We start from the raw sequence: 26,725 nt of genomic DNA, 5'->3' as shown, positions 1-26,725 counted from the left end.
CGAACATAGCCGGGTCAGAATGGACTCGTGACCATGGGCCTGGTGCTGCGACCGGCGATGCCGGACCTCGCCGCGGTGTGCGCAGCCTGCTCTGCGTCGCGGTGGTGGCGGTGCTGGCGGTGCTGTGGGGACCGCAGGGATCCGTCACCCCGGCGGTCGGCGCCGCGGCCGTGGCCTGCGCGACCGCGCTGCAGGACCGGCCCCGCGGGCGCGTCACCGTGCTGCTTCTGGTCTCGGCGCTGACGACGACGGCGGTGCTGCTGGGCACGGCGGCGTCCGGGTTCTCCCCCGCCTTCCTCGTCGTCGCCGTCGCGTGGTGCTTCGGCGCGTCGCTGCTGTGGGCGCTGGGCGCCAACGCGGGCTTGGTCGGAGCCGCGTCGGCCGCGCTGCTGGTCTCGGTCCCGCCGGTGGTGTCGGGGCCGGCCGCGGTGCTGGGCACGGCGCTGCTGGCTCTGATGGGCGGGCTGCTACAGATCTGGGTCATCTCGTTGTGGCCGCCGCTGCGCTGGCGCAGGCAGCGCGACGCGCTCGTGGGCGCCTACCGGGCGCTGGCCGCCGACGCCCGCCGGATCGGCGACGCATCAGGCGCCGAAGGCCGTGCGGTGGACGCCGAACCGCTGACCGCGCTGCGGGATGCGTTCACCACCACCGGCCGTCAGCACCGGCCGGTGTCGTATCGCGGGTGGTACGCGCTGCCCGAGCGGATCGCCGCGCTGCTCACCGAGCTCTCGGCGATGCCCGACCGGTCGCAGGCCCTGGCTTTGGCGCTCGAGGAGGCGGCGGACACGCTCGCCGCGGTCGCGGACACCGGAAGGTCGGGACGGGTGCGCGCCGACGTGGCGATCGGCCGGTTCGACAGCGTCGCGGCGGCCGTCGGTGGCGACGAGCAGGACGTGGTGCAACGGCTGTCCGCGCTGTTGCACGAGGCGGTGGCGATGCGGCTCGGCGACTTCGTGCCGTCGGCGCCGGACGCGGTGCGGGTGCGCCGGCCCGAGTTGCGCACCTCGGTGGGCTCGGCGCTGGACGCCGTCCGCGGCCACTTCGAGCGTGACTCGCCGGTGCTGCGGCACGCACTGCGAGTGGCGGTCGTGATCGCGCTGGGATGTGCGATCGACCGCTACTCCGGCGGGGCGTACGGCGTCTGGATCCCGCTGACCGCGTTGCTGGTGCTGCGGCCGGAGACCGCGCACACCTACACCCGGTGCGCGGGCCGGGTGGCGGGCGCGCTGGTCGGCATCGCCGCGGCGTCGACGGTGCTGGTGATCCTGGGCCCCGGCGTCGGGGGGTCGGCCGCGTTCGCCGTGGTGGCGGTCGGGATCGCCTGCCTGATGTCGGGATCCGGCTATGTCGCGATGGCGGCGGGCCTGGCGGCCACCGCGGTGTTCCTCGTGGACGGCGGTCGTCCCGGCGTGCCCGCTGCGCTCGGCGACCCGCTGCTGGCCACCCTGATCGGTGGCGCACTGGCGTTGGTGGCCCACGTGGTGCTGCCCGACGACGCGATGACCCGGTTGTCACAACGGGCGGGCGAGCTGCTCAAGACCGAACTCGATTACGCCGCCACGGTGATCAAGTCCTACGTGCACGAGGTCGGGCACCCGCGGGAGTCGATGACGGCCGCCTGGCAGCGGGCCTTCCGTGCGCGGTCGGCGTTCGAGGCGACGTCCGGGGCCATGCGGATGGAGTCGCGCGAACTACGGCACTGGCTGCGGTCCTATCGCACCGCGTTGAACACCATCACCAGTTCGTGCGCGACCCTGGAAGACCATCTGCCGGCGCACGCGGTGACCGACGACCGCGACTTCGCCGTCGCGGTCGACGAATACGTCGAGGCGCTGTGCGGGGATCCGCCGACGGCCGGGTCACCGTGGACGGTGGACGCCGCGGAACTGGCCGCCGCCGAGCGACGGCTGCGGGATGCGGTGCCCGGCCAGGGATCCCACAGGGGCCTGGCCCGCGTGCTGGTCGCCGAGGTCAGCGCGATCACTCGCGCGGTGTGCTCGATCAGCGTCAGCCCCGTGCCCATTTCGGTTCGATGAACACCGCCTCGGCCTCGACCGTCACCCCGGTGGCGTCGGCGATGTGCCCGACCGCGTAGGTCTTGAACCCGTCGGTGTGGGTGATCCGCGCTTCGGAGCGCAGCCGGCCCAGCGGTGTCAGCCGCCGGTAGCGCACGGTGAGGGTGCCGGTCAGCCGATGGGCGCCCGGCTTGCTGGCCGCATCGCCGAGGACGTGGTCGAGGATCATCGCAGACACCCCGCCGTGCACGTGTCCGGGTGGGCCCTCGAACGCCGCGCCGAGGTGGAAGTCGCTGCGCACCGAACCGTCGGGGTCCCGGCGGATCACCACCGGCGGCGCACTCGGATTGCGGATGCCGATCACCGCGTTGCCCCACGGCATCGGGATGCCGTCCGCGCCGTACTGGATTCCGAACGAACCGTCGCGCTGAGCCGCGCGCAACCGTTCGGTGATCGCGTCGATCTCGGCCCTGGCCGCCGCGACGGTGTCGCCGTCGGCCTCGGTGCGGATCGCGGCGTCGATCAGGCCGCGTACCGACTCGGTCAGGGGTTCGTAGACGGCGCGCAGCCGTTCGACGTCGGCGGCGCTGAGGCCGTCGACCGGGGTGTAGTCCAGCACCCCTCGACTAGAACATGTTTCAGGTGCCGGGTCACGCCGGGGGTGGCCCGGTGAGCAGATCGCGGATGACCGGCCGCGCCCACCGGATGAGCTCGTCGTGCCCGAGCGACCGTGCCGCCGGGGCCTCCAGGACATAGCGGGTGGTCGCCATCCCGAGCACCAGCGAGCCGATGAGCACAGCCCGGGGTGCGGGGTTGTCGGGCGCGACGGCGGCCAGCGTCGGCGCCACCTGCGTCGCGAACACGCCGCGCATGGTCTCGGCGGCGGCCGGGCTGGTCGCCGCGGCCCGCAGCAACGCGACGAACGTGGTGTCGCGCTCCCAGACCGCGAAGAACCGCTCCATCAGCGCGTCGGCCATCGCGTCGGGCTCCAGCCCGCGCAGGTCGGGCAGGTGCAGCTGGAACTCCGCGGCCGCGGCGAACAACTGCTGCTTGGTGCCGAAGTAACGGATGATCATCGCGGGATCGACGCCGACGTCGGCGGCGACGGCACGCAGCGTGGTCCGTTCGTAGCCGTCGGCGCCGAAGCGCCGGCGCGCCGCGGCCAGGATGTCCGCCCGGGTGGTCTCGGCGTTGCGTGCCCGTGTCTGTGCCACCGGAAAAGCATAAGTCACCAACCGTTGACAAATGCCGTGCACGGCCTAAGCTCAAGTCACCAGCTGTTGACTTGAGGGGGTCGTCATGGACGTGCTGATCGTGGGAGCCGGGCCGACCGGACTGACCGCCGCACTGGAACTGTCCCGGCTCGGGGTGCCGGTGCGGATCGTGGACCGTGCCGAGGCGCCCTCGGCGGAGTCACGCGCGCTGGCCGTACAGGCCCGCACACTCGAGCTCCTGCGGGTCCGCGGCGTGGGTGACCAGATGCTCGCGCTGGGCAACCGCGCGGACCGGGCGGTCCTGCACGCCGGGGGCCGCACCCTGGCCGCGATCGAATTGCAGCGGATGCCGAGCCGGTTCAACTTCATCCTGATGCTCGCCCAGTCCGAGACCGAGCGGCTGCTGACCGAGCAGCTGATGCGCCAGGGCGTCAAGGTCGAGCGTGGTGTGGAGGTCACCGCCCTGCGCGAGTGCGTCGACGCCGTCGAGGTGACGCTGAACTGCGCGGGCGCGCCGGAGGTGGTCCGGGCCCCCTACGTCATTGCCGCCGACGGGCCTCACAGCACGTTGCGCAAGGCGCTCGGATTGCGCTTCCCCGGACGCACCCTCCCCCACAACTACGTACTGGCCGACCTGCACATCGACGGCGACCTGGCCGAGGATCAGGTGTCGATCTTCCTGGACCGCAACGGATTCGTCGCGACGTTCCCGATGGGCGGCGGCCGGTTCCGGATGATGGCCACCGATCCCGACGGGATCACCGGGCAGCGTGCCGAACCCGCGACGGAGGACCTGCGGCGACTCTTCGAGCGCGTGGTGCACATCCCGGTCCGGCTGCACTCGCCGAACTGGAGCTCGCGGTTCCGGATCAACAGCAGGCATGTGCGGACCATGCGGTCCGGACGCGTGTTCTTCGGCGGGGACGCCGCCCACGTGCACAGCCCGGCCGGCGGTCAGGGCATGAACCTCGGGATCCAGGACATGGTCAACCTGTCCTGGAAGCTGGCGATGGTGCTCGACGGACGCGCCGAACGCGTTCTGCTCGAATCGTATTCGTCGGAACGCTTACCCGTGGCGCGCCGGCTGGTGTGGATCACCGAGATCGGCACGCGAATCTTCAACTCCACCAATCCCGTGGTGCACGCGCTGCGTATCCGGATGGCGCCGCGCGCACTGGGCCGCGCGCGGGTGCAGAACGCCGCCGCGGCGATGTTCGGTCAGTTGTCGGCGCGCTACCGCGGTGGCTTCGGCCCCGACGGAGAGGCCTGCGCGTCCCGGATGCCGACGGCCTCTACGACGAGCTCGACCTCGGTGCGCTGACCCTGTTCACCGACGACGAGTCGGTACAAGCGACCGCGCGCCGATGGAGCGGGGTCGTCACGACGCGCGCAGGCCGGGCCGCGGACAGCTGGATGCTGGTGCGTCCCGACGGCTACCTCGCCGCGTCGGGCGCCGATGCCGGCGCGCTCGAACGCTTCCTGCGGCGCTGGTTCGTCGGCAGTGACGTCTCGGCAGCGCGTTGACGGACCGGGCCGGTCAGTCGGCGACGAACGGGACCTCGGCGCCGTCGGCGAGCATCACATACATCCGGCGCCACGGGTCGGTGCCGTCGAGACGCCATTGATGTCCGGTCCCGGTGGTGTCCTCGGCGAGCAGGATGTCGCCGGGCCTCAACGTGAACTCCTCGCCGTCGCGGGTGGTGAACAGCAGGGTCCCGGTCAGGGTGACCACGAGCTGGCGCACCGGGGCGGTGTGCCAGGCCAGGGTGCCGCCCGGGGCTGTCTCCTCGATTGTGATGTGCCGGGCGCCCATGGTCGTGGTCACCAAATCCTCGTTGCGGCCTGCGGCCATCTCGATGCGGCCGATCTGCACATGTGAACCGAGGTCGGGGCCGGTCCACAGCCGCACGCATCGGATCATCCCGCCACGGTAGACCGGCTCGTTTCGGAGGGCTACACCCCGGCGCAGTGACTTAGATAACCTAAGTTGTCGTGGACAACTGTCCATGAAACCTTCTAGTCTCGGCCAATGACCGAACGCGGCCGCAGCGCCGACCCCCGCGCCGAGCGGGTCCGCACCCGCCTCCGGGCCGCGGCGCTGGCCCTCGCGAACGAGCGCCCGGTCGACGGGATCACCGTCGGTGACCTGGTCGCTCGGGCCGAGGTCAGCCGGCAGGTGTTCTACCGGCACTTCCGTGACCGCGACGACGCCGTGGCGACTGCCTTCTCGCACGCGTTCGCCGCCGCCCGGCCCCGCAGCCGGGACGCCCGCACGCACATCCTCGACCTCTTCGAGTTCGCCGCGAGACACCCGGGGCTGTGCCACAACGTGGTGTCCAGCACCGTCCACCAGCACGTGCTGGCCACCTACCGCGAGGCCCTGCTGGACCCGTGCAGGCAGATCGCCGATCAAGGCATGGCCATGCTGCACACCATCGCCCCACTGCCCGCCGACGCGGTGACCAGATTCCTGGTCGGCGGGCTCATGGAGGTCCTGCGGTCCTGGATGGAAGATCCGCATCCGACCGACCTGCACGCCCGCGTCCGCGCGGCGCTCGTCACCATCGACGCGCTGCTGGGCGGCTCCCCCACTCCGAAAGGCCCCCTCGATGGGTAGACACCACGCTGCGGAACCCGCCGGGTTCCGCAACCGCTCGGCAGTACGCACCACAGTGCTGGCGCTGACCGCGTTGACGATCTTCGTGCTCGCGATGATCGCCAGCTACGCCGGGGCGTTCGCGAAACCCACCTTGCATCAGATGACCGTCGCGGTCGCCGCGCCGGCCCCGGTGGTCGACGGCCTGCGCGCAGAGAACGCGTTGTCGGTCGACGAGGTCGGCGACGCCGCCACGGCGAGTGCGCGGGTATACGAACGCGCCGCCGACGCCGCACTGGCGGTCGGTGACGGCGGGACGATGACCGTCTACGTCGCCGGCGGTGGCGGGCGCAGCGTCGCCGCGGCCGCCGAGGGCGTCGGCCGCGCCGCAGCCGAACGCGCCGGTCTGGCCTCCGTGGTCGAAGACGTCGCCCCGACGACACCGGGCAACCCGTCGGGCACCGTCGAGTTCTACGCCGTCATCTTCGTCTCGATCGGTGCGTCGGCGGGCGCGGCGCTCCTGGGCCGGTTGATGGGCGCCGTCCACACGCCGGCGACCTTCGTGCTGCGCACCGCATCGCTGTCCGCGTTCTCGGCCGTGCTCGCCGGTGTCGTCACCGTCTACGTGGGCCCGGTCCTGGGCGCGCTGACCGGTCACCCCTGGCAGGTCTTCGGTGCGCTGTGGCTCTACGCGATGGCCGTCGGCGGCGCCATCACCGGGGTCGCCGCCGCCTTCGGTGCCGGCGCGTCGATCGTGCTCGGGTTGTTCCTGGTCATCGTCGGCAACGCCGCGGCGGCCGGTCCGGTGGGTCGGCCGCTGCTGTCGGGGTTCTACTCGGCCCTGACCGGGGTGGTGCCTCAGGGCTCCGGGGTCTCGCTGCTGCGCAGCATCTCCTACTTCGGCGGGCACGGAGCCGCGACGCCCCTGGTGACACTGGGGATATGGGCCGCTGTCGGCGGTCTTTTCGCTACCCTCGCCACCGCCGTCCGGGTGAATTACCGTGCCCTGCATGACCGCCTCACCAGGGCTCGCGGAACCGTACTACGACCTCGGCTCGTTTCACCGGCCGACTGACACGCCGTCGGAGGCCGCGCAGATCTGGTTCGACCGCGGCATGGTCTGGTCGTACGCGTTCAACCACGAAGAAGCCATCCACTGCTTCGACCGAGCGCTCGAACTCGACCCGGATTTCGCGCTCGCCCGCTGGGGTGTGGCCTATGCGATCGGCCCCAACTACAACAAGGGCTGGGAGGCGTTCGACCCGGCGGACCTCGCGGCCTCCCTCGCGCGGGCCCGGATGGAACTCGAACTGGCCGCCCGCGGTCGCGCCGACGCCGTCGAACAAGCGCTGATCGCGGCGCTGACCGCCCGCTTCCCCACCGGTGACCCGGCCGACACCGACGCGCTGCAGGCCGGTCACGCCGCCTACGCCGACGCGATGTCGGCACTGGCACAGGCGTATCCGGACGACATCGACGTGGCGGCATTGGCCGCCGACGCACTCGTCAACGTCACCGCGTGGGCGTTGTGGGACATCCGTACCGGTGACCCGGCGCCCGGATCCCGGGTGGTGGAGGCCAAACAGATCCTCGACGCCGCGCTGGCCACGGACGCGGGCCGGGCTCACCCCGGGATACTGCACCTCTACCTGCACACGATGGAGATGTCGACGACCCCGCAGGAGGCCCTGCCCGCCGCGGACCTGCTGCGCGGGCTGGTGCCCGATGCCGGGCACCTGCGGCACATGCCCAGCCACATCGACGTGCTGTGCGGCAACTACCACGACTCGGTGGCGGCGAACCTGGCTGCGGTGCAAGTGGATCGACGCTTCGTCGAGGATCGCGGCCCGCTGAACTTCTACTCGCTGTACCGCGCCCACAACCTGCACTTCGTGGTGTATTCGGCGATGTTCGAAGGCAATTCGACCGTCGCGCTGCACGCCGCCGACGAACTGGCCGCCCAGCTGACCCCGGATCTGCTGGCCATCGAATCGCCGCCGATGGCCGACTGGCTGGAAGCGTTCGTGCCGATGCGGGTGCACGTGCTGATCCGGTTCGGCCGCTGGGCGGAGCTGATCGCCACGCCGCTGCCCGGGGACCAGCAGCTGTACTGCACCACCACGGCCACCATCCACTACGCGCGCGGGGTGGCCCACGCGGCGAGCGGACACCTCGATCAGGCCGCCGCAGAACGCGAACTGTTCGCCGCGGCCTACGCCCGCATACCGGAGAGCCGGTATCTGTTCAACAACACCAGCCGGGACATCCTGGCGGTCGCCGCGGCCATGCTCGACGGTGAGATCGACTACCGCGCCGGGCGATTCGACGACGCGTTCGCCAACCTGAGGCGTGCCGTCGAGCTCGACGACGGGCTCCCGTACGACGAACCGTGGGGATGGATGCAGCCCACCCGGCACGCGCTCGGCGCGCTGCTGCTCGAGCAGGGCCGGGTCGAGGAGGCCACCGCGGTGTACGCCGCCGACCTCGGCCTGGACCCGACGCTGGCACGACCGTGCCAGCATCCGGGCAACGTGTGGAGTCTGCACGGATACCACGAATGCCTGACCCGGCTCGGCCGCGCCGCCGAAGCCGCGATCATCGGCAGGCAGCTCGAGCTGGCCGCCGCGCGCGCGGACGTGCCGATCGAGGCGTCCTGCGCCTGCCGGTCGCAGTCGCGACCGTAGACTCCGGCTGTGCCGGTCACCGATGACGACCTCGAGTACCTGCGCCGTTGCGTCGACCTTGCCCGTCAGGGACTCGACGGTGGGGACGAGCCGTTCGGCTCGCTCCTGCTCGACGAGCACGGCACCGTCCGGTTCGAGGACCACAACCGGGTCAAGGACGGTGACGCCACCCGGCATCCCGAGTTCGCGATCGCCCGCTGGGCCGCCGGGCACCTGACCCCCGCGGAGCGGGCCCGCTGCACCGTCTACACCTCCGGCGAGCACTGCCCGATGTGTGCCGCGGCGCACGCCTGGGTAGGTCTGGGACGCGTCGTCTACGCCGCGTCGGCGGACCAGCTGACGGGATGGCTGCGCGAATGGGCCGCACCGGAGCCCCCGGTCGCCCCCCTGCCGGTCAGGGCGGTGGCACCCGGCGTGCAGGTGGACGGACCGGCAGACGAGCTGAGCGAGGAGATGAAAGCGTTGTACGCGAGAGCTTTTCGACCGTGACGGACCGGCAACCCGAGGTCGTCGGGCCGGGCTGGGTCGAGCACGTCATCTGGTGGCAGATCTATCCGCTCGGATTCGTCGGCGCCTACCCCGCCGACCCGGCGCCCGGGCCCGATGGGCACCGGCTGCGCCGGATCGTCGACTGGCTCGACTATGTGATCGAGCTCGGCGCGTCCGGGATCGCGCTCGGACCGGTGTTCGCCTCGAGCACTCACGGCTACGACACCGTCGACCACTACCGCATCGATCCCCGGCTCGGGTCCGACGAGGATTTCGACCACCTGGTCGCCGAGGCGGACAGGCGGGGCCTCCGGATCCTGCTCGACGGGGTGTTCAACCACGTCGGCGCCGATTTCCCGCGCTACCGCGACGCGCTGGCCGGCGGTGACCGGGGCTGGTTCCGCCCCCGCGGCGACGGGTTCGCCACCTTCGAGGGCCACGACGGCCTGATCACGCTGAACCACGGCAATCCCGAGGTCGTCGACTACACCGTCGACGTGATGACGCACTGGCTGGACCGGGGGGCGCACGGATGGCGGCTCGACGCCGCCTACGCGGTCCCCGACCGGTTCTGGGCCCGGGTGCTGCCGCGGGTGCGGGAGCGGCACCCGCAGGCGTGGTTCGTCGGCGAGGTCATCCACGGCGATTACCAGGGCAAGGTGCGCGACGCGGGCTTTGACTCGGTCACCCAGTACGAGCTCTGGAAGGCGATCTGGAGCAGTCTCAACGACGCGAACTTCCACGAGCTGAACTGGGCACTGACCCGGCACGACGAATTCCTCGACACCTTCGTGCCGATGACGTTCGTCGGCAACCACGACGTCACCCGGATCGCGAGCCGGCTGACCGACCCCGCGCTCGTCGAGCACGCGCTGGTGCTGCTGCTCACCACCGGCGGCACTCCCAGCGTCTACGCCGGCGACGAGGTCGGCTACCGCGGGGTGAAGGAGGAGAGGTTCGGTGGCGACGACGCCGTGCGCCCCGAGTTCGGCGCCCCGTTCGACGGGGTCGACGAGCGCGGCCGCCAGCTGTTCCGCACCCACCAGTACCTGATCGGCCTGCGGCGCAGACATCCCTGGCTGCACACCGCCAGGACCACCGCGCTGCAGGTCACCAACACCGGATACGTCTATGCCGCACGCCACGGCGACCACACGCTGGTCGTGGCCCTCAACATCGACGACGCACCGCTGCCGGTGTCGCTGCCGGAGTTCGGCATCGAGCGTGCCGAGGTGGTGGCCGGTTCCGGCGCGCCGCCCTCCGACGTCGTGACCGAGACCGTGGTGCCGCCCCGAGGCTGGCTGATCCTGGCGCCGCGTTAGCCCTCGCCCAGCAGCTCCAGCGTGGCGGGATCCTGCACACCGCCGTAGAACGCGGCCAGCACGTCGCGGAAGTCGGCAGTGTCGTCGCTGTCCTCGCCGGCGTGGACGAACAGCGTCATCGACGAGCGCACCTTCAGATCGTCGGGGTGCCCCACGATATCGGTGATGGTGCGGCCGGCGTGCGCGGCCAGCGCCCGCGCGCACTCGTGCAACCGTGGACCCAGCACCGGATGCGCCAGATACGCCTTCGCCTCGGCCGCTGACGCGATGCCGTACCGCTGCGCTGTCGCGCTGCGCCCCAGGCCGCGCAACTGAGGGAAGACGAACCAGATCCAGTGGCCACGCTTGGCGCCGGCCCGGAGTTCGGCCAAGGCGCCCGGATAGGCGTGCTGCTGGGCCTGGACGAACCTGTCCAGGTCGTAAGAATCGTCATCATTCGGAGCTTTCACGACGGCGTTTGCCTCCTCGGCCTGCGGGCTACTGTGTGACCTAGATGACAATTCTGCCGTGGAAATCGCGAACGTCTGAGCACCCGCCGAGAAAAAGACGCGGGCGATACCACCTCCTGTCACGAATGAGCATCCAGTCCAAATTGCTGCTGATGTTGCTGTTGACCAGCATCTTGTCCGCAGCGGTGGTCGGTTTCATCGGTTACCAGTCGGGCCGGTCCTCGCTGCGCGCATCGGTGTTCGACCGCCTCACCGAGATTCGCGAATCGCAGTCGCGCCAGCTGGAGACGCAGTTCGCGGACCTGAAGAACTCGATGGTGATCTACTCGCGGGGCACCACCGCGACCGAGGCGATCGCGGCATTCAGTGACGGTTACCGCCAGCTCGGCGACGCGACGATCAACACGGGGCAGGCGGCATCGTTGCGCCGCTACTACGACCGGACGTTCGCCAACACCACCCTGGACGAGAGCGGGAACCGGGTCGACGTCCGCGCGCTCATCCCGAAATCCAATCCCCAGCGCTATCTGCAGGCGCTCTACACCGCGCCGTTCCAGAACTGGGAGAAGGCCATCGCCTTCGACGACGCGCGAGACGGCAGCGCGTGGTCGGCCGCCAATGCCAGATTCAACGAGTTCTTCCGCGAGATCGTGCACCGCTTCAACTTCGAGGATCTGATGCTGCTCGACCGCGAGGGCAACGTGGTGTACTCCGCCTACAAAGGCCCGGATCTCGGGACCAACATCGTCAACGGCCCCTATCGCAACCGGGAGCTGTCGGAAGCCTACGAGAAGGCGATCGCGTCGAACTCGATCGACTATGTCGGCGTCACCGATTTCGGGTGGTATCTGCCCGCCGAGGAACCCACCGCGTGGTTCCTGTCCCCCGTCGGGTTGAAGGACCGGGTCGACGGCGTGATGGCGGTCCAGTTCCCCATCTCGCGGATCAACGAGTTGATGACGGCGCGGGGGCAGTGGCGTGACACCGGAATGGGCGACACCGGTGAGACCATCCTGGTCGGACCGGACAACCTGATGCGCTCGGACTCTCGGCTGTTCCGCGAGGACCGCGAGAAGTTCCTCGCCGATGTCGTCGAAGGCGGAACCCCGCCGGAGGTCGCCGACGAATCCGTCGACCGCCGCGGCACCACGCTGGTCCAGCCGGTGACCACGCGCTCCGTCGTGGAGGCGCAACGCGGCAACACCGGGACGACGATCGAGGACGACTACCTCGGCCACGAGGCGCTGCAGGCATACTCGCCGGTGGACCTGCCGGGGCTGCACTGGGTGATCGTGGCCAAGATCGACACCGACGAAGCGTTCGCCCCCGTGTCGCAGTTCACCAGGACACTGGTGCTGTCGACGGTGCTCATCATCTTCGCCGTGTCCCTGGCGGCGATGCTGCTGGCCCGGCTGTTCGTCCGCCCGATCCGGCGGCTGCAGGCCGGCGCCCAGCAGATCAGCGGTGGTGACTACCGCCTTGCCCTGCCGGTGCTGTCTCGTGACGAATTCGGTGATCTGACGACAGCGTTCAATGACATGAGTCGCAATTTGTCGATCAAAGACGAGCTGCTCAGTGAGGAGCGCGCCGAGAACGAACGCCTGATGCTGTCGCTGATGCCCGAACCGGTGATGCATCGCTACCTCGACGGGGAGGAGACGATCGCCCAGGACCACAAGAACGTCACGGTGATCTTCGCCGACATGATCGGCTTTGACGAGTTGTCGCGCATGTTGACCTCCGAGGAACTGATGGTGGTGGTCAACAACCTGACGCGGCAGTTCGATGCTGCCGCAGACAGTCTCGGCGTCGACCACGTGCGGACGCTGCACGACGGGTACCTGGCCAGCTGCGGGTTGAGCGTGCCACGGCTGGACAACGTCCGGCGTACGGTCGATTTCGCGATCGAGATGGATCGCATCATCGACCGGCACGCCGCCGAGTCCGGGCATGACCTCCGGCTCCGCGCGGGCATCGACACCGGGACTGCGGCCAGCGGGCTGGTCGGGCGGTCCACGTTGGCCTACGACATGTGGGGTTCGGTGGTCGACGTCGCCTACCGGGTGCAGCGCGGCTCACCTCAGCCCGGCATCTATGTCACCTCACGGGTGCACGAGGTCATGCAGGAAAGCCTTGACTTCGTTGCCGCGGGCGAGGTCGTCGGAGAGCGCGGCGCCGAGACGGTCTGGCGGTTACAGGGCCACCGGCGATGAGCACCGTACTGAACTCGTCCTGGTTGGTATGGGCCGTCGCGGTCGCCGTCGGGTTCCCGGTACTGCTGGTCGTGCTGACCGAGGTGCACAATGCGTTGCGCCGGCGCGGCAGCGCGCTGGCCCGTCCGGTGCAACTGCTGCGCACCTACATCCTGCCGCTGGGCGCGTTGCTGCTGTTGTTGGTACAGGCGATGGAGATCTCCGACGAGGCCACGTCGGTGCGGTTGGTCGCCACCCTGTTCGGCGTGGTGTTGTTGACGATGGTGCTGTCCGGGCTCAACGCCACGCTCATCCAGGGCGCGCCGGAAGACAGCTGGCGCAGGCGGATTCCGTCGATCTTCCTCGATGTCGCGCGCTTCGCGCTGATCGCGGTCGGCGTCACCGTGATCATGGCTTATGTATGGGGCGCCAACGTGGGGGGCCTGTTCACCGCACTGGGCGTCACGTCGATCGTTCTCGGCCTGGCCCTGCAGAATTCGGTCGGTCAGATCATCTCGGGTCTGCTGCTGCTGTTCGAGCAACCCTTCCGGCTCGGAGACTGGATCACCGTCCCCACCGTGGCGGGCCTGCCGTCCGCCCACGGCCGCGTGGTGGAAGTCAACTGGCGTGCAACACATATCGACACCGGCGGCAACCTGCTGGTGATGCCCAACGCCGAACTCGCCGGCGCGTCGTTCACCAATTACAGCCGGCCCGTGGGAGAGCACCGGCTGACCGTCGTCACCACCTTCGACGCCGCGGACACCCCCGATGATGTCTGCGAGATGCTGTCGTCGGTCGCGGCGTCGCTGCCCGAACTGCGCGCCGACGGACAGATCGCCACGCTCTATCTCGGTGCGGCCGAATACGAGACGTCGATCCCGCTGTACACACCGGCGGTGGACGAGCCGGTCAGAAGCATGTTCCTGCGCTGGGTCTGGTATGCCGCGCGCCGGCAGGGACTTCGCCTCAACGGTGTCGCAGACGACTTCGGCACGCCGGACCGGATCGCGTCGGCGATGCGGGCTGTGTCGTCCACGCTGCGGCTGACAGACGACGAACAGCAGGAGATCGCCGACGTGGTGCGTCTGGTCCGGTACGGCAACGGGGAACGCCTCCAGCTGCCGGGTCAGGTCCCGAGCCGGATGAGGTTCATCGTCGAGGGCAGGGTGAGGCTCTCCGTGACCGGTCCAGACGGCGAAGTGATCCCGTCGCGGCTGCTCGAGCGTGGCGACTTCCTGGGACAGACCACGCTGACCCGGGAACCGGTACTGGCCACCGCGCAGGCGCTGGAGGAGGTCACGGCGCTGGAGATCGGCCGCGACGAGATCGAGCGCCTGGTGCACCGGAAGCCGATTCTGTTGCAGGTGATCGGGGCCGAGATCGCCGATCGGCGCGCGCACGAACGTCGGTTGATGGCGGAGTCGCAGGACTGACACATCTGCGCCTGCGAGTCCGGGGTGAGTCCTTATCGTTAGCCAAACGCGACGTCGAACCGCCGTGTCGACGCGGCAACGGCGCGGCCTCAACGTGTTTCATTACCAGTGCACAGCGACGGCACATTGCGGCGCATGTACAAGAGTTGATGAGAAAGGTGGGTTGTTTGCCGTTATGAAGTTCACAGAGAAGTGGCGGGGTTCCGCAAAGGCGGCGATGCGCCGGGTGGCCGTTGCCGCTGCGGCCGCCGTCGCGCTGCCCGGGCTGATCGGCTTCGCCGGGGGTTCGGCAACGGCCGGGGCTTTCTCCCGGCCCGGTCTTCCTGTCGAGTACCTCGACGTGTTCTCGCCGTCGATGGGCCGCGACATCCGCGTTCAATTCCAGGGCGGCGGTCCTCATGCGGTCTATCTGCTCGACGGTCTGCGTGCCCAGGACGACTACAACGGCTGGGACATCAACACCCCGGCGTTCGAGTGGTTCTACCAGTCCGGCCTGTCGACGATCATGCCGGTCGGCGGACAGTCCAGCTTCTACAGCGACTGGTACCAGCCGTCGCGGGGCAATGGACAGAACTACACCTACAAGTGGGAGACGTTCCTGACCCAGGAACTGCCGACCTGGCTTGAAGCCAACCGCGGTGTGTCCCGCACCGGCAACGCCGTCGTGGGCCTGTCGATGGCGGGCAGCGCGGCGCTGACCTACGCGATCCACCACCCGCAGCAGTTCATCTACGCCTCCTCGCTGTCGGGCTTCCTGAACCCGTCCGAGGGCTGGTGGCCGATGCTGATCGGGCTGGCGATGAACGACGCAGGCGGCTTCAACGCCGAGAGCATGTGGGGCCCGTCCTCGGACCCGGCGTGGAAGCGCAACGACCCGATGGTCAACATCAACCAGCTGGTCGCCAACAACACCCGCGTCTGGATCTACTGCGGCACCGGCACCCCGTCGGAGCTGGACACCGGAACCCCGGGCCAGAACCTGATGGCCGCGCAGTTCCTCGAAGGGTTCACGTTGCGCACCAACATCGCCTTCCGTGACAACTACATCGCAGCCGGCGGCACCAACGGTGTCTTCAACTTCCCGGCCGCGGGCACCCACAGCTGGGGGTACTGGGGGCAGCAGCTGCAGCAGATGAAGCCCGACATCCAGCGGGTCCTGGGAGCTCAGGCGACCGTCTAGCGACCCACCCCACACCCAGAGAGCCTGCCGTTTCCCCCGAGCGGCAGGCTCTCTGCCGTGTCGGGGTCAGCCCTGCCGCGTGGGCCGGATGGTCAGGTCGCCGATCTCCACGTCGTGGGGTTGCTCGATCACGAATGCGATCGCCCGCGCGACTGCGCCGGGATCCAGGCCGAAGGCCTCCATGTCGGCCCGGATCCGGTCGCGCAGTTCGGGATCGGTGATGGATCCGTCCAGCTCGGTGTTCACGAAGCCCGGCGAGATCGACGTCGTGCGGATGACGCCGTCGGTGGACTCCTGCCGGAGTGCCTCCATCACGGTGCGCACCGCGTTCTTGGTCGCCGCGTAGACGCCCTGGCTCGGCACGATCTTCAATCCCGCGGTCGACACCGTCGTCACGAAGTGGCCGCGGCCCTGGCGCCGGAAAACTGGTGTGGCCGCGGCGAATCCGTGCAGCACTCCGCGCAGGTTCACGTCCACCATGGCATCCCAGCCGGTCACGTCCCCGCTGGAGACGGGTCCGATCGCGGCGACGCCGGCATTGCTGACCAGCACGTCGAGCCGCCCGTAGCCGTCCACCGCGGCGCCGACCAGTCGCACGAGGTCCTCCGCGCGGGTCACGTCGGTGGCGACCGCGGTGACCTGCACGCCGGCCGCCCCGAGTTCTGCGGCCAGCGCGTCCAGGCGGTCGGCCCGGCGGGCCCCCAGGACGAGGCGCGCGCCGCGGTGGCCGAGGAGCCGTGCCGTGGCCTCGCCGATGCCGCTGCTGGCGCCGGTGATCGCCACGACCGTGTCGTGCAGAGGGTCGGGATGGGTTTCGGGTCGGGTCATGCAGGCTACGACCCGGCCGCGGGCTCGGCTATTCCGCCCGGGAACAAATCACGCCTTGCCAAGGTTGAGCGCATCAGGTTCAACTTTGGAGGTTTGATGCCTGAAGCTCTGCAAGTGCCGGTGTTGTTCGTCAGCGAACCCATCGTGCTGCCCGGCATGGTCGTCCCGATCGAACTGGACGACGCCGCCCGTGCCGCTGTCGAAGCGGCCCAGACCGCCGCGCCGACCGGTGAGGCCGGCAAGCTGCTCATCGCGCCGCGGCTCGACGACCGCTACCCCACCTACGGTGTGCTGTCCTCGATCGTGCAGGTCGGCCACATTCCCGGCGGTGGCTCGGCCGCCGTCGTCAAGGGTGAGCGCCGCGCCCACATCGGGTCCGGCGCCACCGGACCCGGCGCGGCCCTGTGGGTCCTCGTCGACGAGGTCGCCGACCCCGTCATCACCGAGGAAACCCGGGCGCTGGCCGCCGAGTACAAGAAACTGGTGCTGGCGATGCTGCAGCGCCGGGAGGCCTGGCAGATCGTCGACGTGGTCAACAAGATCACCGATCCGTCCGCGCTGGCCGACACGGCCGGGTACGCGTCGTACCTGACCGACGTGCAGCGGCGCGAACTGCTGGAGACCGAGAGCGTCGACAGCCGACTGCGCCGGCTGATCGACTGGACCGGCGACCACCTGGCCGAGGTCGAGGTGACCGACAAGATCGCCGAGGACGTCCGGGCCGGGATGGACAAGCAGCAGAAGGAATTCCTGCTCCGTCAGCAGCTGGCCGCGATCCGGAAGGAACTCGGCGAGTTGGGTCCGGACGGCCAGGAAGGAGATGCTGACTACCGGTCCCGCATCGAGGCCGCCGACCTGCCCGAGAAGGTCCGCGAAGCCGCGCTGCGCGAGGTCGGCAAGCTGGAGCGGTCCAGTGAGCAGAGCCCGGAGGGCGGCTGGATCCGCACCTGGCTCGACACCGTGCTGGAGTTGCCGTGGAACGTCACGACCGAGGACTCGACGGACCTCAAGTCCGCCCGGGAGATCCTCGACGCCGATCACCACGGGCTGGACGACGTCAAGGACCGCATCGTCGAGTACCTGGCCGTCCGGGCGCGGCGCGCCCAGCGCGGCATGGCCGTGGTCGGCGGGCGCGGGTCCGGCGCGGTGATGGTGCTGGCCGGTCCCCCCGGCGTCGGCAAGACGTCGCTGGGTGAGTCCGTCGCCCGTGCGTTGGGCCGCAAGTTCGTGCGCGTGGCGCTCGGCGGCGTCCGCGACGAGGCTGAGATCCGGGGCCACCGCCGCACCTACGTCGGTGCGCTGCCCGGGCGGATCGTGCGTGCCATCGGCGAGGCCGGTTCGATGAATCCCGTTGTGCTGCTGGACGAGATCGACAAGGTCGGCTCCGACTACCGGGGCGACCCGTCGGCGGCGCTGCTCGAGGTGCTTGACCCGGCGCAGAACCACACCTTCCGGGACCACTACCTGGAGCTGGATCTCGACCTGTCCGATGTGGTGTTCCTGGCCACGGCCAACGTCGTCGAGAACATCCCGTCGGCGCTGCTGGACCGCATGGAGCTGATCCAGCTCGACGGCTACACCGCCGACGACAAGGTCGCGATCGCGCGGGACTACCTGTTGCCCAGGCAGTCCGAGCGCGCGGCGCTGACCGCCGACGAGGTCACAGTGACCGATGCGGCGCTGCGCAAGATCGCTGCGGATTACACCCGTGAACCCGGTGTGCGGCAGTTCGAACGGCTGTTGGCCAAGGCGTTGCGCAAGGCCACCACCAAACTGGCCGCCGACCCGTCGCCGATCATCATCGATGAGCCGGACCTGGTCGAGTACCTGGGCCGTCCGCGGTTCATGCCCGAGTCGGCCGAACGCACCGCGGTGCCCGGCGTGGCGACCGGGCTGGCCGTCACGGGCCTCGGCGGTGACGTCCTCTACATCGAGGCCGGCTCCACCGACGGCGACGCGGGATTGCAGCTCACCGGTCAGCTCGGCGACGTGATGAAGGAGTCGGCGCAGATCGCGCTGTCCTACGTCCGTTCCCACGCGGCCGAACTCGGCGTCGACCCGAAGTCGCTGGACCGGCGCATCCACGTGCACGTGCCTGCGGGTGCGGTGCCCAAGGACGGCCCGTCGGCCGGGGTGACCATGGTGACCGCGCTGGTCTCGATGGCCACCGGACGGCAGGTGCGCTCCGATGTCGGCATGACCGGTGAGGTCACGCTGAACGGGCGGGTGCTGCCCATCGGCGGCGTCAAGCAGAAGCTGCTCGCCGCTCAGCGGGCCGGCCTGTCGACGGTGTTCATCCCGCAGCGCAACGAGGCCGACCTCGACGACGTCCCCGCCGATGTGCTGGAGACGCTGGACGTCCGGCCGATGACCGACGTGGCGGAGATCGTCGCGCAGGCGCTGGAGCCTGCCGACGAAGCGGTGACCGCTGCGGCCTGACCCCGCGGCTTTACCGCGAGCAGACGCAAATTCGCACGTTTCCTCCTGGATTCGTGCGAATTTGTGTCTGCTCGCGCATGAGGGTGCGCGTGCCGGGTAGCCGAACAGCATGACTCATCAGGACATCACTCGCCGGCTGCTGGACGAGGCAGGGACGACCTTTGCCGAAGAGGCCGGTATCACGCTGGCCGACAAGCCGATGCCGCTGTTCGAACTTCTGGTGCTGTGCATGCTCGCCAGCAAGCCGATCGATGCGACGGTCGCGACGCGCGCGGCGAAGGAATTGTTCCGCGAGAAGCTGCGCACGCCGGACGCTGTGCTCGACGCCGACCGGCAGACCATGATCGCCGCGTTCGGACGGGCTACGCCCGCTACGACGAGAGCTCGGCGACCCGGCTCGTCGATATCGCGACCGCCGTGCGCGACGACTACGACGGCGACCTGCGGGCGCTGGCTACCCGCGCCGGAGCGGACGTGGCCACGGCCACGCGACTGTTGAAGGAGTTCAAGGGCATCGGCGACACCGGCGCCGACATCTTCCTGCGCGAAGTGCAGGACGTGTGGACCTGGGTGCGCCCGCATTTCGACGCCCGGGCCAGATCCGCGGCAGCCGAGTTGGGACTTCCGCAGGACGCCGACGCCCTCGCCGCCCTGGGCAAATCAGAGTGTGCCCGGCTGGCGGCGGCCCTGGTGCGGGTCTCTCTCGATGCCCGGCTGCGGGACGAGGTCGCCTCCTGAGCCGTGGATGATCCAATGGGCTCATGCGATCCGTGATCCCCGCGCTGCTCGTGGGCACCGCACTCCTGGGCACGGCGTGTTCGGGGCCCACGGTGGTCAACACCGACGACGCCGCGCGGGCACCGGCCACCCCAGCGCCGACCGTCACGACAACCCGGCCGAGCAACGTCCACCTGGCCGATGCGCACGACTACGCCGCCGAGGTCGACGGGCGGACCGGCTACTACTTCACCTCCCCGAGCGGACGGTGGGAGTGCGCGATCCTGCCGCGCGTGCGGGCGGGCTGCCAGAATGCGCAGAACGCCGCCCGGATCGGGATCGGCCCCGCACCGGACGAGGTGCCCGGCGCCGACGGCGAGCCGGGCCCGCCCACCGCCGTGGTCGTGGACCGCACCGCCGATCCACACTTCGTCGCTCTCGAGCCCCGGGAGTTCGGCCTGGAAGCCCGACCCGCCGCCGTCCTGCCCTTCAACCGGGTACTGGCCGCCGCCGGGTTTCGCTGCAATGTACAAGAGGCCGTGGGGATCTCGTGTCTGTCCGAGCTCAGCGGGAAGGGCTTCACGTTCTCCTCCGACAGCTACACGGCCAGCTACACCGATGTGCCGGTCGACGCACCGTGACTAGGGTGAATTCCATGTCGTCGACAACCGCGCCCCCGGTCACCGTCGCTGTCACCGGCGCGGCCGGTCAGATCGGGTACGCCGCCCTGTTCCGCATCGCCGCCGGGGCCATGCTCGGCCGCTCCACGCCGGTCACGTTGCGGTTGGTGGAGCTGCCCGGCGCGGTGCGCGCGGCCGAGGGGGTGGTGATGGAACTCGACGACGGCGCGTTCCCGCTGCTGGCCGGTCTGGAGATCTACGACGACCCGGTCCGCGCATTCGACGGCGTGGACGTGGCGCTGCTGGTCGGTGCCAGACCGCGCACCAAGGGCATGGAGCGCGCCGACCTGCTCGGTGCGAACGCCGAGATCTTCGCGACGGCAGGCCGGGCGCTCAACGCCGGCGCCGCGGACGGCGTGCGGGTGCTGGTGGTCGGTAATCCGGCCAACACCAACGCGCTGGTGGCCGCCGCGCACGCCCCCGACATCCCCGCCGAACGGTTCACCGCGCTGACCCGGCTGGACCACAACCGGGCGATCGCCGCGATGTCGCGGCACGCCGGGGTCCCGGTCGCCGAGATCAGCCGGATGACGATCTGGGGCAACCACTCGCCGACCCAGTACCCCGACATCTTCCACGCGCTGGTCGGCGGCCGCTCGGGCGCCGACTACGCTGCCGACACCCATTGGCTGACAGACGATTTCATTCCGACCGTGGCCCGGCGCGGCACCGCGATCATCGAGGCGCGGGGCGCGAGCTCGGCGGCGTCGGCGGCCAACGGGGCGATCGACCACATCGACGACTGGGTGCACGGCACGCCCGCCGGCGACTGGACGTCGGTGGCGCTGCCCTCCCCCGGTGTCTACGGGGTGGACGAAGGCCTGGTGTGTTCGTTCCCGTGCCGGTCGGTCGACGGCAGGTGGGAGATCGTGGAGGGCCTCGACATCAACCCGTTCTCGCGTACCCGCATCGACGCCAGCGTGGCCGAGCTACGCGCCGAGCGCGATGCGGTCGCCGCGCTCGGACTGCTGTAGCCGTTCGGTAGTCAGTCGGTCCGATCGGCGTGCGCCATCGCCGCGCCGTACTCCGCCATGTCGATCTCCTCGGCCACGACCACCTTGTCGCCGTTGTAGACGTCACGGTCGATCTCGTCGTCGGCGTCGGCGACCAGCATCGCCACGAACGTGTCGCCGTTGACGTTGAGGAACGTGCGGAAGATCCCGGCGAACCAGTCGACGGCGATCAACAGCCCCACCGCCTCGAACGGCAGGTCCAGGGACGTCGCCAGGAACATCGCCACCACCGGGAAACCGCCCGGGACGGTGATCGTGCCCATGTTCAGCAGGATCGCCAGCGCCATCCCGAGCGCGATCTGCCCGAAGCTCAGGTGGATGTCCCCGGCCTGGGCGAGGAACATCACGACGATCATGTAGTTGAGGACGGCCCCGTAGGAGCCCATCGTCAGCCCGATCGACAGCGTGAAGTTGGCGACCTTCTGGCTGACCCCCACCTTCTCGACGGTGTTCTTCAGCACGGTCGGGAAGGTCACCGCCGAGCTGGTGGTGGTGATCGCGATAGCGGTCTGTTCGGCCAGTTTCGCGGGAAGCTTCCACGGGTTCAGCCGGGTCCGGACGGTGACCACGACGACGAACAGCACGAACAGGATCAGGACCCCGACCAGCGTGGTGCCGAGGTACTTCAGCGCCGTGGTGACGACCGAGAAACCCACGTCCCCCGCCATGTCGGCCAGCAGGCAGAACACACCTATCGGCGCGATGTACATCACCAGGCGGATCATCGTCAGCACGATCTGCTGGATCTGGTCGATGAACGTGAGCACCCCGGTGTCCCCGGTGCGGGTGACGTGGACGCGCAGCGCGATACCGAACAGCAGCGAGAACACGATGATCGGCACCATGGTCGCCGACGACATCGCGTCGAAGACGTTCGTCGAGACGAAGTTCAGCACGGTGTCCTGCCAGCCCAGCGCCTCACCCGCCGACTCCTCCAGGCTGGGGTCGAGTTCCTCGGAGTAGACCATGCCGGTGCCCGGCTGGAACGCGGTGCTGAGCACCCAGGCCAGCAGCGCGGCGACCACCGAGAAGCCGAACATCCACCCGAAGGTGCGTACCGCGATCCTGCCGGTGCCGGCGCCGGTCATCGAACCGGTCGCCACGATGACCGACGCCATCACCAGCGGCACGATGGACATCTGGATGAGGCGGATGAACAGGTCGCCGACGAACTTCAGGTTGGCCGCCCACTCGCCGACGGCCAGGCCGAAGAGGATCCCGGCGATGGCGGCGAGCCCGATCTGCAGGGCGGGGTGTCGCAGCGTCTTCATGGGAGAGCAACGTAGGTCGTCGCGACTACCGCGACATGCCGCTCACGTGACGGCCGCGTTACCGGCTGCTACTCCAGCGACGCGGTGCCGTCGGGGTGCACCCGCACCGCGGCGCCGGCGATGTCCTCGGTCACGGTCACCGCGGCGCCCTCGGGGTCGGTGATCACCGCGAGCGCGCGGGCGTCCTCCGGGGTCCGGACGGCCAGGAACGCCTTCTCCGGCGCGCCGTCGCGGTCCACCGGGGTGGTCCAGGACTCCACGGTGCCCACCCCGGTCCACTCCACCGCGGCGGTGCGGGTCGGCTCCCGGTCCACCTCCGATTGCACGTCCTCCCAACGGAATCCGTGCGTCGGGGGTTCGGTGCCGTACACGCCGAAACTGTGCTTGGTGAGGTAGCCGCCGTTGGCGGTGATCAGGCCGCGGCGGCCGGGCTCGGCGACCAGCAGCTCGGCCATCGTCGCGATCGAGTGGGTGACGTAGTTGTTCCACGGTCCGCCCGCGAACGTCAGCCCGCCGGTGACGGTCAGCGGCCGCGCCGGGTCCCCGACCGGCAGCCCGAGCTCCCGGGCCGCGACCTGCACTGCCGACGGGAAGCACGAGTACACGTCGATCAGGTCGATGTCGTCCACCCCGGCGCCTGCCAGTTCCAGCGCGCGCCGCGATGCGGATGGCCGGGGAGGCATGGAACTCGGCCCGCTCGGCGATCGCGTACGTGTCGTGCGAGTCGGCGCCTGCGTACGGGAAGACCCAACGCTCCGTGGGGATCTGCAGCTCGCGCGCCTTCTCCGCCGAGGTCAGGATCAACACCGCGCCCTGGTCGACCATGTTGTTGGAGTTCATCAGCTTGGTGTAGGGCCAGCTGACCATCCGGTTCTTCGGCGACGGCTGCCAGATCCGTTCGGCGGTCAGCGCCTCCCGACTCCAGGCGTGCGGGTTGCCCGCCGCCACCGCCGAGAACTCGGCCCACAACCCGCCGATGCGCCTGCGGTGTTCGTCGGGTGATTCGCCGGCGGCGATGCGCACCGCCTGTTCGAACATCGGATACACGTAGGCCGGTCGGTCGAGGTTGATCCGCTCGTCCGACGGCCCGGCCATCGGCACGTTCTCGTCGGCGCCCGGAGGAGCGGGCACCGACTCGTCCTGTCTGGTCCACTCCGGCCTGCGGCCCGCCGCGCGCAGCTTCGTGCGGGTGCGCCACGTCTCCGCACCGGCGATCAGCACCACGTCGGCGCGGCCCTGCTGGATGTCCAGGCAGGCCAGGTTGACCAGGGTCTGCGGCACGTTGCCGCCGATGCCGGTGTAGCGGGTCGCGGCCTTGTCGGCCCGGATCCGTTGCGCCAGAAGCAGTCCGGGATCGCGGTAGCGCCACGACAGCAGGTTCACGATGCGGATCGCGTCGACCGCCTCGAGCACGCGGGCATCGGCCGCCTCGCGGGCCGCCGCCGCCATCAGGTCGACCGGTTCGACGGCGGGGTCCTCCTGGTGCTGGTTGACCTGACCGTAGCCGACGAGAACCGGCGTCCTGGGATCGATGGGCATCAGAGCGGGCTGCCTTTCGCTGTGGGGCGGAGTCGTCGAGACGCCGGGGTCGGCACGCGCGGTGCCGGCAGAAAGATTAACGCCCAGGCCATCGGGTACGGGTTGACTGCACCCCGATGCTGAGTTGGATGGAGAGATGACGACCACGACGACGACCCAGGACAGTTCGGCCGCCGCGCGGAAGACCGACGCGTGGAAAATCGTGGAACGTCGCCCTCTCGACGCCGCGCAGATCGACCAGATCGACAGGTGGTGGCGCGCGGCGAACTATCTGTCGGTCGGTCAGATCTACCTGCTCGCCAACCCACTGCTGCGCACACCGCTGACCCGCGACGACGTCAAACCGCGACTGCTCGGCCACTGGGGCACCACACCGGGACTGAACTTCCTCTACGCCCACCTCAACCGGGCCATCAAGGAGCGTGGCCAGCCCACCATCTATGTAACCGGCCCCGGCCACGGCGGACCGGGCCTCGTGGCCAACGCCTACCTCGACGGCACCTACAGCGAGATCTACCCCGACATCACCCAGGACGACGAGGGCCTGCGCAGGCTGTTCCGCCAGTTCTCGTTCCCCGGCGGCATCCCGTCGCACGTGGCCCCCGAGACCCCCGGGTCGATCCACGAGGGTGGCGAACTCGGCTACGCGCTGTCCCACGCCTACGGTGCGGCCTTCGACAATCCTGATCTACTGGTGGCCGCGGTGGTCGGCGACGGGGAGGCCGAGACGGGACCGCTGGCGACCAGCTGGCACTCCAACAAGCTGATCAACGCCGCCCAGGACGGCGTGGTGTTGCCGATCCTGCACCTCAACGGCTACAAGATCGCCAACCCGACGGTGCTGGCGCGCATCCCCACCGAGGAACTGCGCAGCCTGATGACCGGCTACGGCTATCACCCGTACTTCTTCGAGGTCCCCGACGACGCCGATGGGGGTGCCGACGGGGACCATGCCGACGCGCACCGTCGGTTCGCGACGCTGCTCGACGACGCGCTCGACGAGATCGCCGAGATCAAAGCCGGGGCCACGGACGACGGGTCGCGGCCGCGCTGGCCGATGATCATCTTCCGCACCCCGAAGGGCTGGACCGGTCCGGCCTACATCGACGGCAAGAAGACCACGGGTTCGTGGCGGGCGCACCAGGTGCCGCTGGCCAACGCCCGCGACACTGCCGACCACCTTCGTGTGCTGGCCGACTGGCTGGCCTCCTACCGTGCCGACGAGCTGTTCGACGGCGACGGGAAACTGTTGCCCGACATCGCGTCGCTGGCCCCGGCCGGCCAGCTGCGGATGAGCGACAACCCGCACGCCAACGGCGGGCTGCTGCTCAAGGACCTCCGGCTGCCGGACTTCCGCGACTACGCCGTCGACGTGCCCGCGCCCGGCGGCACCATCGCCGAGGCCACCCGGGTGCTCGGGCACTGGCTGACCGACGTGATCAGGCTCAACCCGCACAACTTCCGCATCTTCGGCCCCGACGAGACCGCGTCGAACCGGCTCCAGGCCGTCTACGACGCCACCGACAAACAGTGGGACGCCGAGTTCTTCGGTCCCGAGGTCGACGAGCACCTCGCCCGGGTCGGACGGGTGGTCGAGATGCTCTCCGAGCACCAGTGCCAGGGCTGGCTCGAGGGCTACCTGCTGACCGGCAGGCACGGCCTGTTCAACTGCTACGAGGCGTTCATCCACATCATCGACTCGATGTTCAACCAGCACGCCAAATGGCTCAAGGTCACCGACGAGATCCCGTGGCGGCGGCCGATCGCGAGCCTGAACTACCTGCTGTCCAGCCACGTGTGGCGTCAGGACCACAACGGGTTCTCCCACCAGGACCCGGGCTTCATCGACCACGTCGTGAACAAGAGCGCCAAGGTGGTGCGCGTCTACCTGCCGCCGGACGCCAACACGCTGCTGTCCACCTACGACCACTGCCTGCGGTCACGCCAGTACGTCAACGTCGTCGTGTCGGGCAAACAGCCGTCCCCGCAATTCCTGACCATGGAGGAGGCGGTCGCGCATTGCACCCGCGGTGTCGGTATCTGGGAGTGGGCCGGTTCGGAGGTGCTGGGCACCGACCCCGACGTGGTCCTCGCCTCGGCCGGTGACGTGCCCACGCTGGAGGCGCTGGCCGCGGCCGACATCCTGCGCCAGCATCTGCCGGATCTGAAGGTCCGCTTCGTCAACGTCGTGGACCTGATGCGGCTGCAGGACTCGACCGAGCACCCGCACGGGCTGACCGACCGTGACTTCGACATGATCTTCACCACCCACCGGCCGATCGTCTTCGCCTACCACGGATATCCGTGGCTGATCCACCGCCTGACCTACCGCCGCACCGGGCACGCGAACCTGCACGTGCGCGGATACAAGGAGGAAGGCACCACGACGACGCCGTTCGACATGGTGATGCTCAACGACCTCGACCGCTATCACCTGGTGATGGACGTGATCGATCGGGTGCCGTCGCTGGGTTCGCGGTGCGCCCCGCTGCGTCAGCAGATGGCCGACAAGCGCCTCGCCGCGCGGGAGTACACCCGCGCGCACGGCGACGACATCCCCGAGGTCAAGGACTGGGTGTGGCCCGCGGCGCGGGAGTCCGGGTTCGGTACGGCGGGCGCCGACGCCACCTCGTCCACCGGGGGCGACAACGAATGACCGGT

At 69.6% G+C, this 26,725-nt stretch carries 20 protein-coding genes and 2 pseudogenes; 15 read left to right on the top strand and 7 right to left on the bottom strand.

The genetic code is table 11. From position 1 onward, the window contains the following. Window positions 1–77 precede the first annotated feature (77 nt). Entirely contained in the window at window positions 78–2,036 is a 1,959-nt protein-coding gene (locus C6A87_RS14690) for an FUSC family protein (RefSeq protein ID WP_311112952.1), read from the top strand. Here C6A87_RS14690 and C6A87_RS14685 read toward each other — a convergent pair. Together C6A87_RS14685 and C6A87_RS14680 are read right to left on the bottom strand one after the other, a co-directional pair. Further along, entirely contained in the window at window positions 2,008–2,634 is a 627-nt protein-coding gene (locus C6A87_RS14685) for a PaaI family thioesterase (RefSeq protein ID WP_311112951.1), read from the bottom strand. The two genes, C6A87_RS14690 and C6A87_RS14685, sit on opposite strands and share 29 nt — an antisense overlap. 31 nt (window positions 2,635–2,665) lie before the next feature. Beyond that, window positions 2,666–3,229, bottom strand: coding sequence for a TetR/AcrR family transcriptional regulator (locus C6A87_RS14680; protein WP_311112950.1), 564 nt, complete (start codon window positions 3,227–3,229; stop codon window positions 2,666–2,668). Between the two features lie 85 nt (window positions 3,230–3,314). Between C6A87_RS14680 and C6A87_RS14675 the strand changes: the two genes are divergently transcribed. After that, a complete protein-coding gene (locus C6A87_RS14675; RefSeq protein ID WP_311112949.1) occupies window positions 3,315–4,550 on the top strand; it encodes an FAD-dependent oxidoreductase in 1,236 nt (411 codons plus the stop codon). Window positions 4,551–4,766: 216 nt separating this feature from the next. Here C6A87_RS14675 and C6A87_RS14670 read toward each other — a convergent pair whose 3' ends face one another. Beyond that, the gene (locus C6A87_RS14670) at window positions 4,767–5,150 is read right to left on the bottom strand and encodes a cupin domain-containing protein (RefSeq protein ID WP_311112948.1); all 384 of its coding nucleotides are present in this window, start codon (window positions 5,148–5,150) and stop codon (window positions 4,767–4,769) included. Between the two features lie 108 nt (window positions 5,151–5,258). Here C6A87_RS14670 and C6A87_RS14665 point away from each other — a divergent pair, with 108 nt between their 5' ends. Genes C6A87_RS14665 through C6A87_RS14645 form a run of 5 tightly spaced genes read left to right on the top strand, consistent with a single transcriptional unit; the run spans window position 5,259 to window position 10,320 of the window. Next, window positions 5,259–5,846, top strand: a complete 588-nt coding sequence (locus tag C6A87_RS14665) for a TetR/AcrR family transcriptional regulator (protein WP_311112947.1) — start codon at window positions 5,259–5,261, stop codon at window positions 5,844–5,846. After that, window positions 5,839–6,900 carry a hypothetical protein gene (locus C6A87_RS14660; RefSeq protein ID WP_311112946.1) on the top strand — a complete coding sequence of 354 codons (1,062 nt, stop codon included), beginning with the start codon at window positions 5,839–5,841 and terminating at the stop codon, window positions 6,898–6,900. The genes C6A87_RS14665 and C6A87_RS14660 overlap by 8 nt, the downstream gene beginning before the upstream one ends. Continuing rightward, window positions 6,836–8,509: a tetratricopeptide repeat protein gene (locus tag C6A87_RS14655; RefSeq protein WP_311112945.1), complete on the top strand. Its 1,674-nt coding sequence runs from the start codon at window positions 6,836–6,838 to the stop codon at window positions 8,507–8,509. Before C6A87_RS14660 ends, C6A87_RS14655 begins: the two co-directional genes overlap by 65 nt. Window positions 8,510–8,518: 9 nt before the next feature. Further along, on the top strand, window positions 8,519–8,998 hold the full coding sequence (locus C6A87_RS14650) for a nucleoside deaminase (RefSeq protein WP_311112944.1): 480 nt from the start codon (window positions 8,519–8,521) through the stop codon (window positions 8,996–8,998). Continuing rightward, entirely contained in the window at window positions 8,995–10,320 is a 1,326-nt protein-coding gene (locus tag C6A87_RS14645; protein ID WP_311112943.1) for an alpha-amylase family protein, read from the top strand. Before C6A87_RS14650 ends, C6A87_RS14645 begins: the two co-directional genes overlap by 4 nt. On the opposite strand, the gene C6A87_RS14640 is transcribed toward C6A87_RS14645, so the two are convergent. Beyond that, on the bottom strand, window positions 10,317–10,769 hold the full coding sequence (locus tag C6A87_RS14640; RefSeq protein ID WP_311112942.1) for a DUF1810 domain-containing protein: 453 nt from the start codon (window positions 10,767–10,769) through the stop codon (window positions 10,317–10,319). The genes C6A87_RS14645 and C6A87_RS14640 overlap by 4 nt on opposite strands. A 125-nt stretch (window positions 10,770–10,894) precedes the next feature. Here C6A87_RS14640 and C6A87_RS14635 point away from each other — a divergent pair, with 125 nt between their 5' ends. From C6A87_RS14635 to C6A87_RS14625, 3 genes are all read left to right on the top strand, one after another. Next, window positions 10,895–12,982 carry an adenylate/guanylate cyclase domain-containing protein gene (locus tag C6A87_RS14635; protein WP_311112941.1) on the top strand — a complete coding sequence of 696 codons (2,088 nt, stop codon included), beginning with the start codon at window positions 10,895–10,897 and terminating at the stop codon, window positions 12,980–12,982. Then, window positions 12,979–14,397, top strand: a complete 1,419-nt coding sequence (locus C6A87_RS14630) for a mechanosensitive ion channel family protein (protein WP_311112940.1) — start codon at window positions 12,979–12,981, stop codon at window positions 14,395–14,397. The genes C6A87_RS14635 and C6A87_RS14630 overlap by 4 nt, the downstream gene beginning before the upstream one ends. Before the next feature lie 175 nt (window positions 14,398–14,572). Then, window positions 14,573–15,577, top strand: a complete 1,005-nt coding sequence (locus C6A87_RS14625) for an alpha/beta hydrolase family protein (protein ID WP_311112939.1) — start codon at window positions 14,573–14,575, stop codon at window positions 15,575–15,577. A 66-nt stretch (window positions 15,578–15,643) separates the two neighbouring features. Here C6A87_RS14625 and C6A87_RS14620 read toward each other — a convergent pair whose 3' ends face one another. Next, entirely contained in the window at window positions 15,644–16,405 is a 762-nt protein-coding gene (locus tag C6A87_RS14620) for an SDR family oxidoreductase (RefSeq protein ID WP_311112938.1), read from the bottom strand. A gap of 96 nt (window positions 16,406–16,501) precedes the next feature. Here C6A87_RS14620 and lon point away from each other — a divergent pair, with 96 nt between their 5' ends. From lon to C6A87_RS14600, 4 genes and pseudogenes are all read left to right on the top strand, one after another. Continuing rightward, a complete protein-coding gene (gene lon / locus C6A87_RS14615; RefSeq protein ID WP_311112937.1) occupies window positions 16,502–18,844 on the top strand; it encodes an endopeptidase La in 2,343 nt (780 codons plus the stop codon). A 109-nt stretch (window positions 18,845–18,953) separates the two neighbouring features. Further along, window positions 18,954–19,582: pseudogene (locus C6A87_RS14610) on the top strand (endonuclease). A 23-nt stretch (window positions 19,583–19,605) separates the two neighbouring features. Continuing rightward, on the top strand, window positions 19,606–20,202 hold the full coding sequence (locus tag C6A87_RS14605) for a hypothetical protein (protein ID WP_311112936.1): 597 nt from the start codon (window positions 19,606–19,608) through the stop codon (window positions 20,200–20,202). A gap of 14 nt (window positions 20,203–20,216) precedes the next feature. Beyond that, entirely contained in the window at window positions 20,217–21,215 is a 999-nt protein-coding gene (locus tag C6A87_RS14600) for a malate dehydrogenase (RefSeq protein WP_311112935.1), read from the top strand. Window positions 21,216–21,226: 11 nt separating this feature from the next. Here the strand turns inward: C6A87_RS14600 and C6A87_RS14595 are convergent, their stop codons facing one another. Both C6A87_RS14595 and C6A87_RS29195 read right to left on the bottom strand, forming a co-directional pair. Then, window positions 21,227–22,525, bottom strand: a complete 1,299-nt coding sequence (locus C6A87_RS14595; RefSeq protein ID WP_311112934.1) for a dicarboxylate/amino acid:cation symporter — start codon at window positions 22,523–22,525, stop codon at window positions 21,227–21,229. A gap of 68 nt (window positions 22,526–22,593) precedes the next feature. After that, window positions 22,594–24,064 (bottom strand): annotated as a pseudogene (locus tag C6A87_RS29195) (acetyl-CoA acetyltransferase). A 136-nt stretch (window positions 24,065–24,200) separates the two neighbouring features. Between C6A87_RS29195 and C6A87_RS14580 the strand changes: the two are divergent. Then, window positions 24,201–26,720 (top strand): phosphoketolase family protein, encoded by a 2,520-nt coding sequence (locus C6A87_RS14580; RefSeq protein WP_311112933.1) that lies wholly within the window; start codon window positions 24,201–24,203, stop codon window positions 26,718–26,720. Window positions 26,721–26,725: the final 5 nt, after the last annotated feature.

It is taken from the genome of Mycobacterium sp. ITM-2016-00317 (assembly GCF_002968295.1).
GTDB lineage: Bacteria > Actinomycetota > Actinomycetes > Mycobacteriales > Mycobacteriaceae > Mycobacterium.
This window is presented reverse-complemented; position numbering and strand designations above follow the sequence as displayed.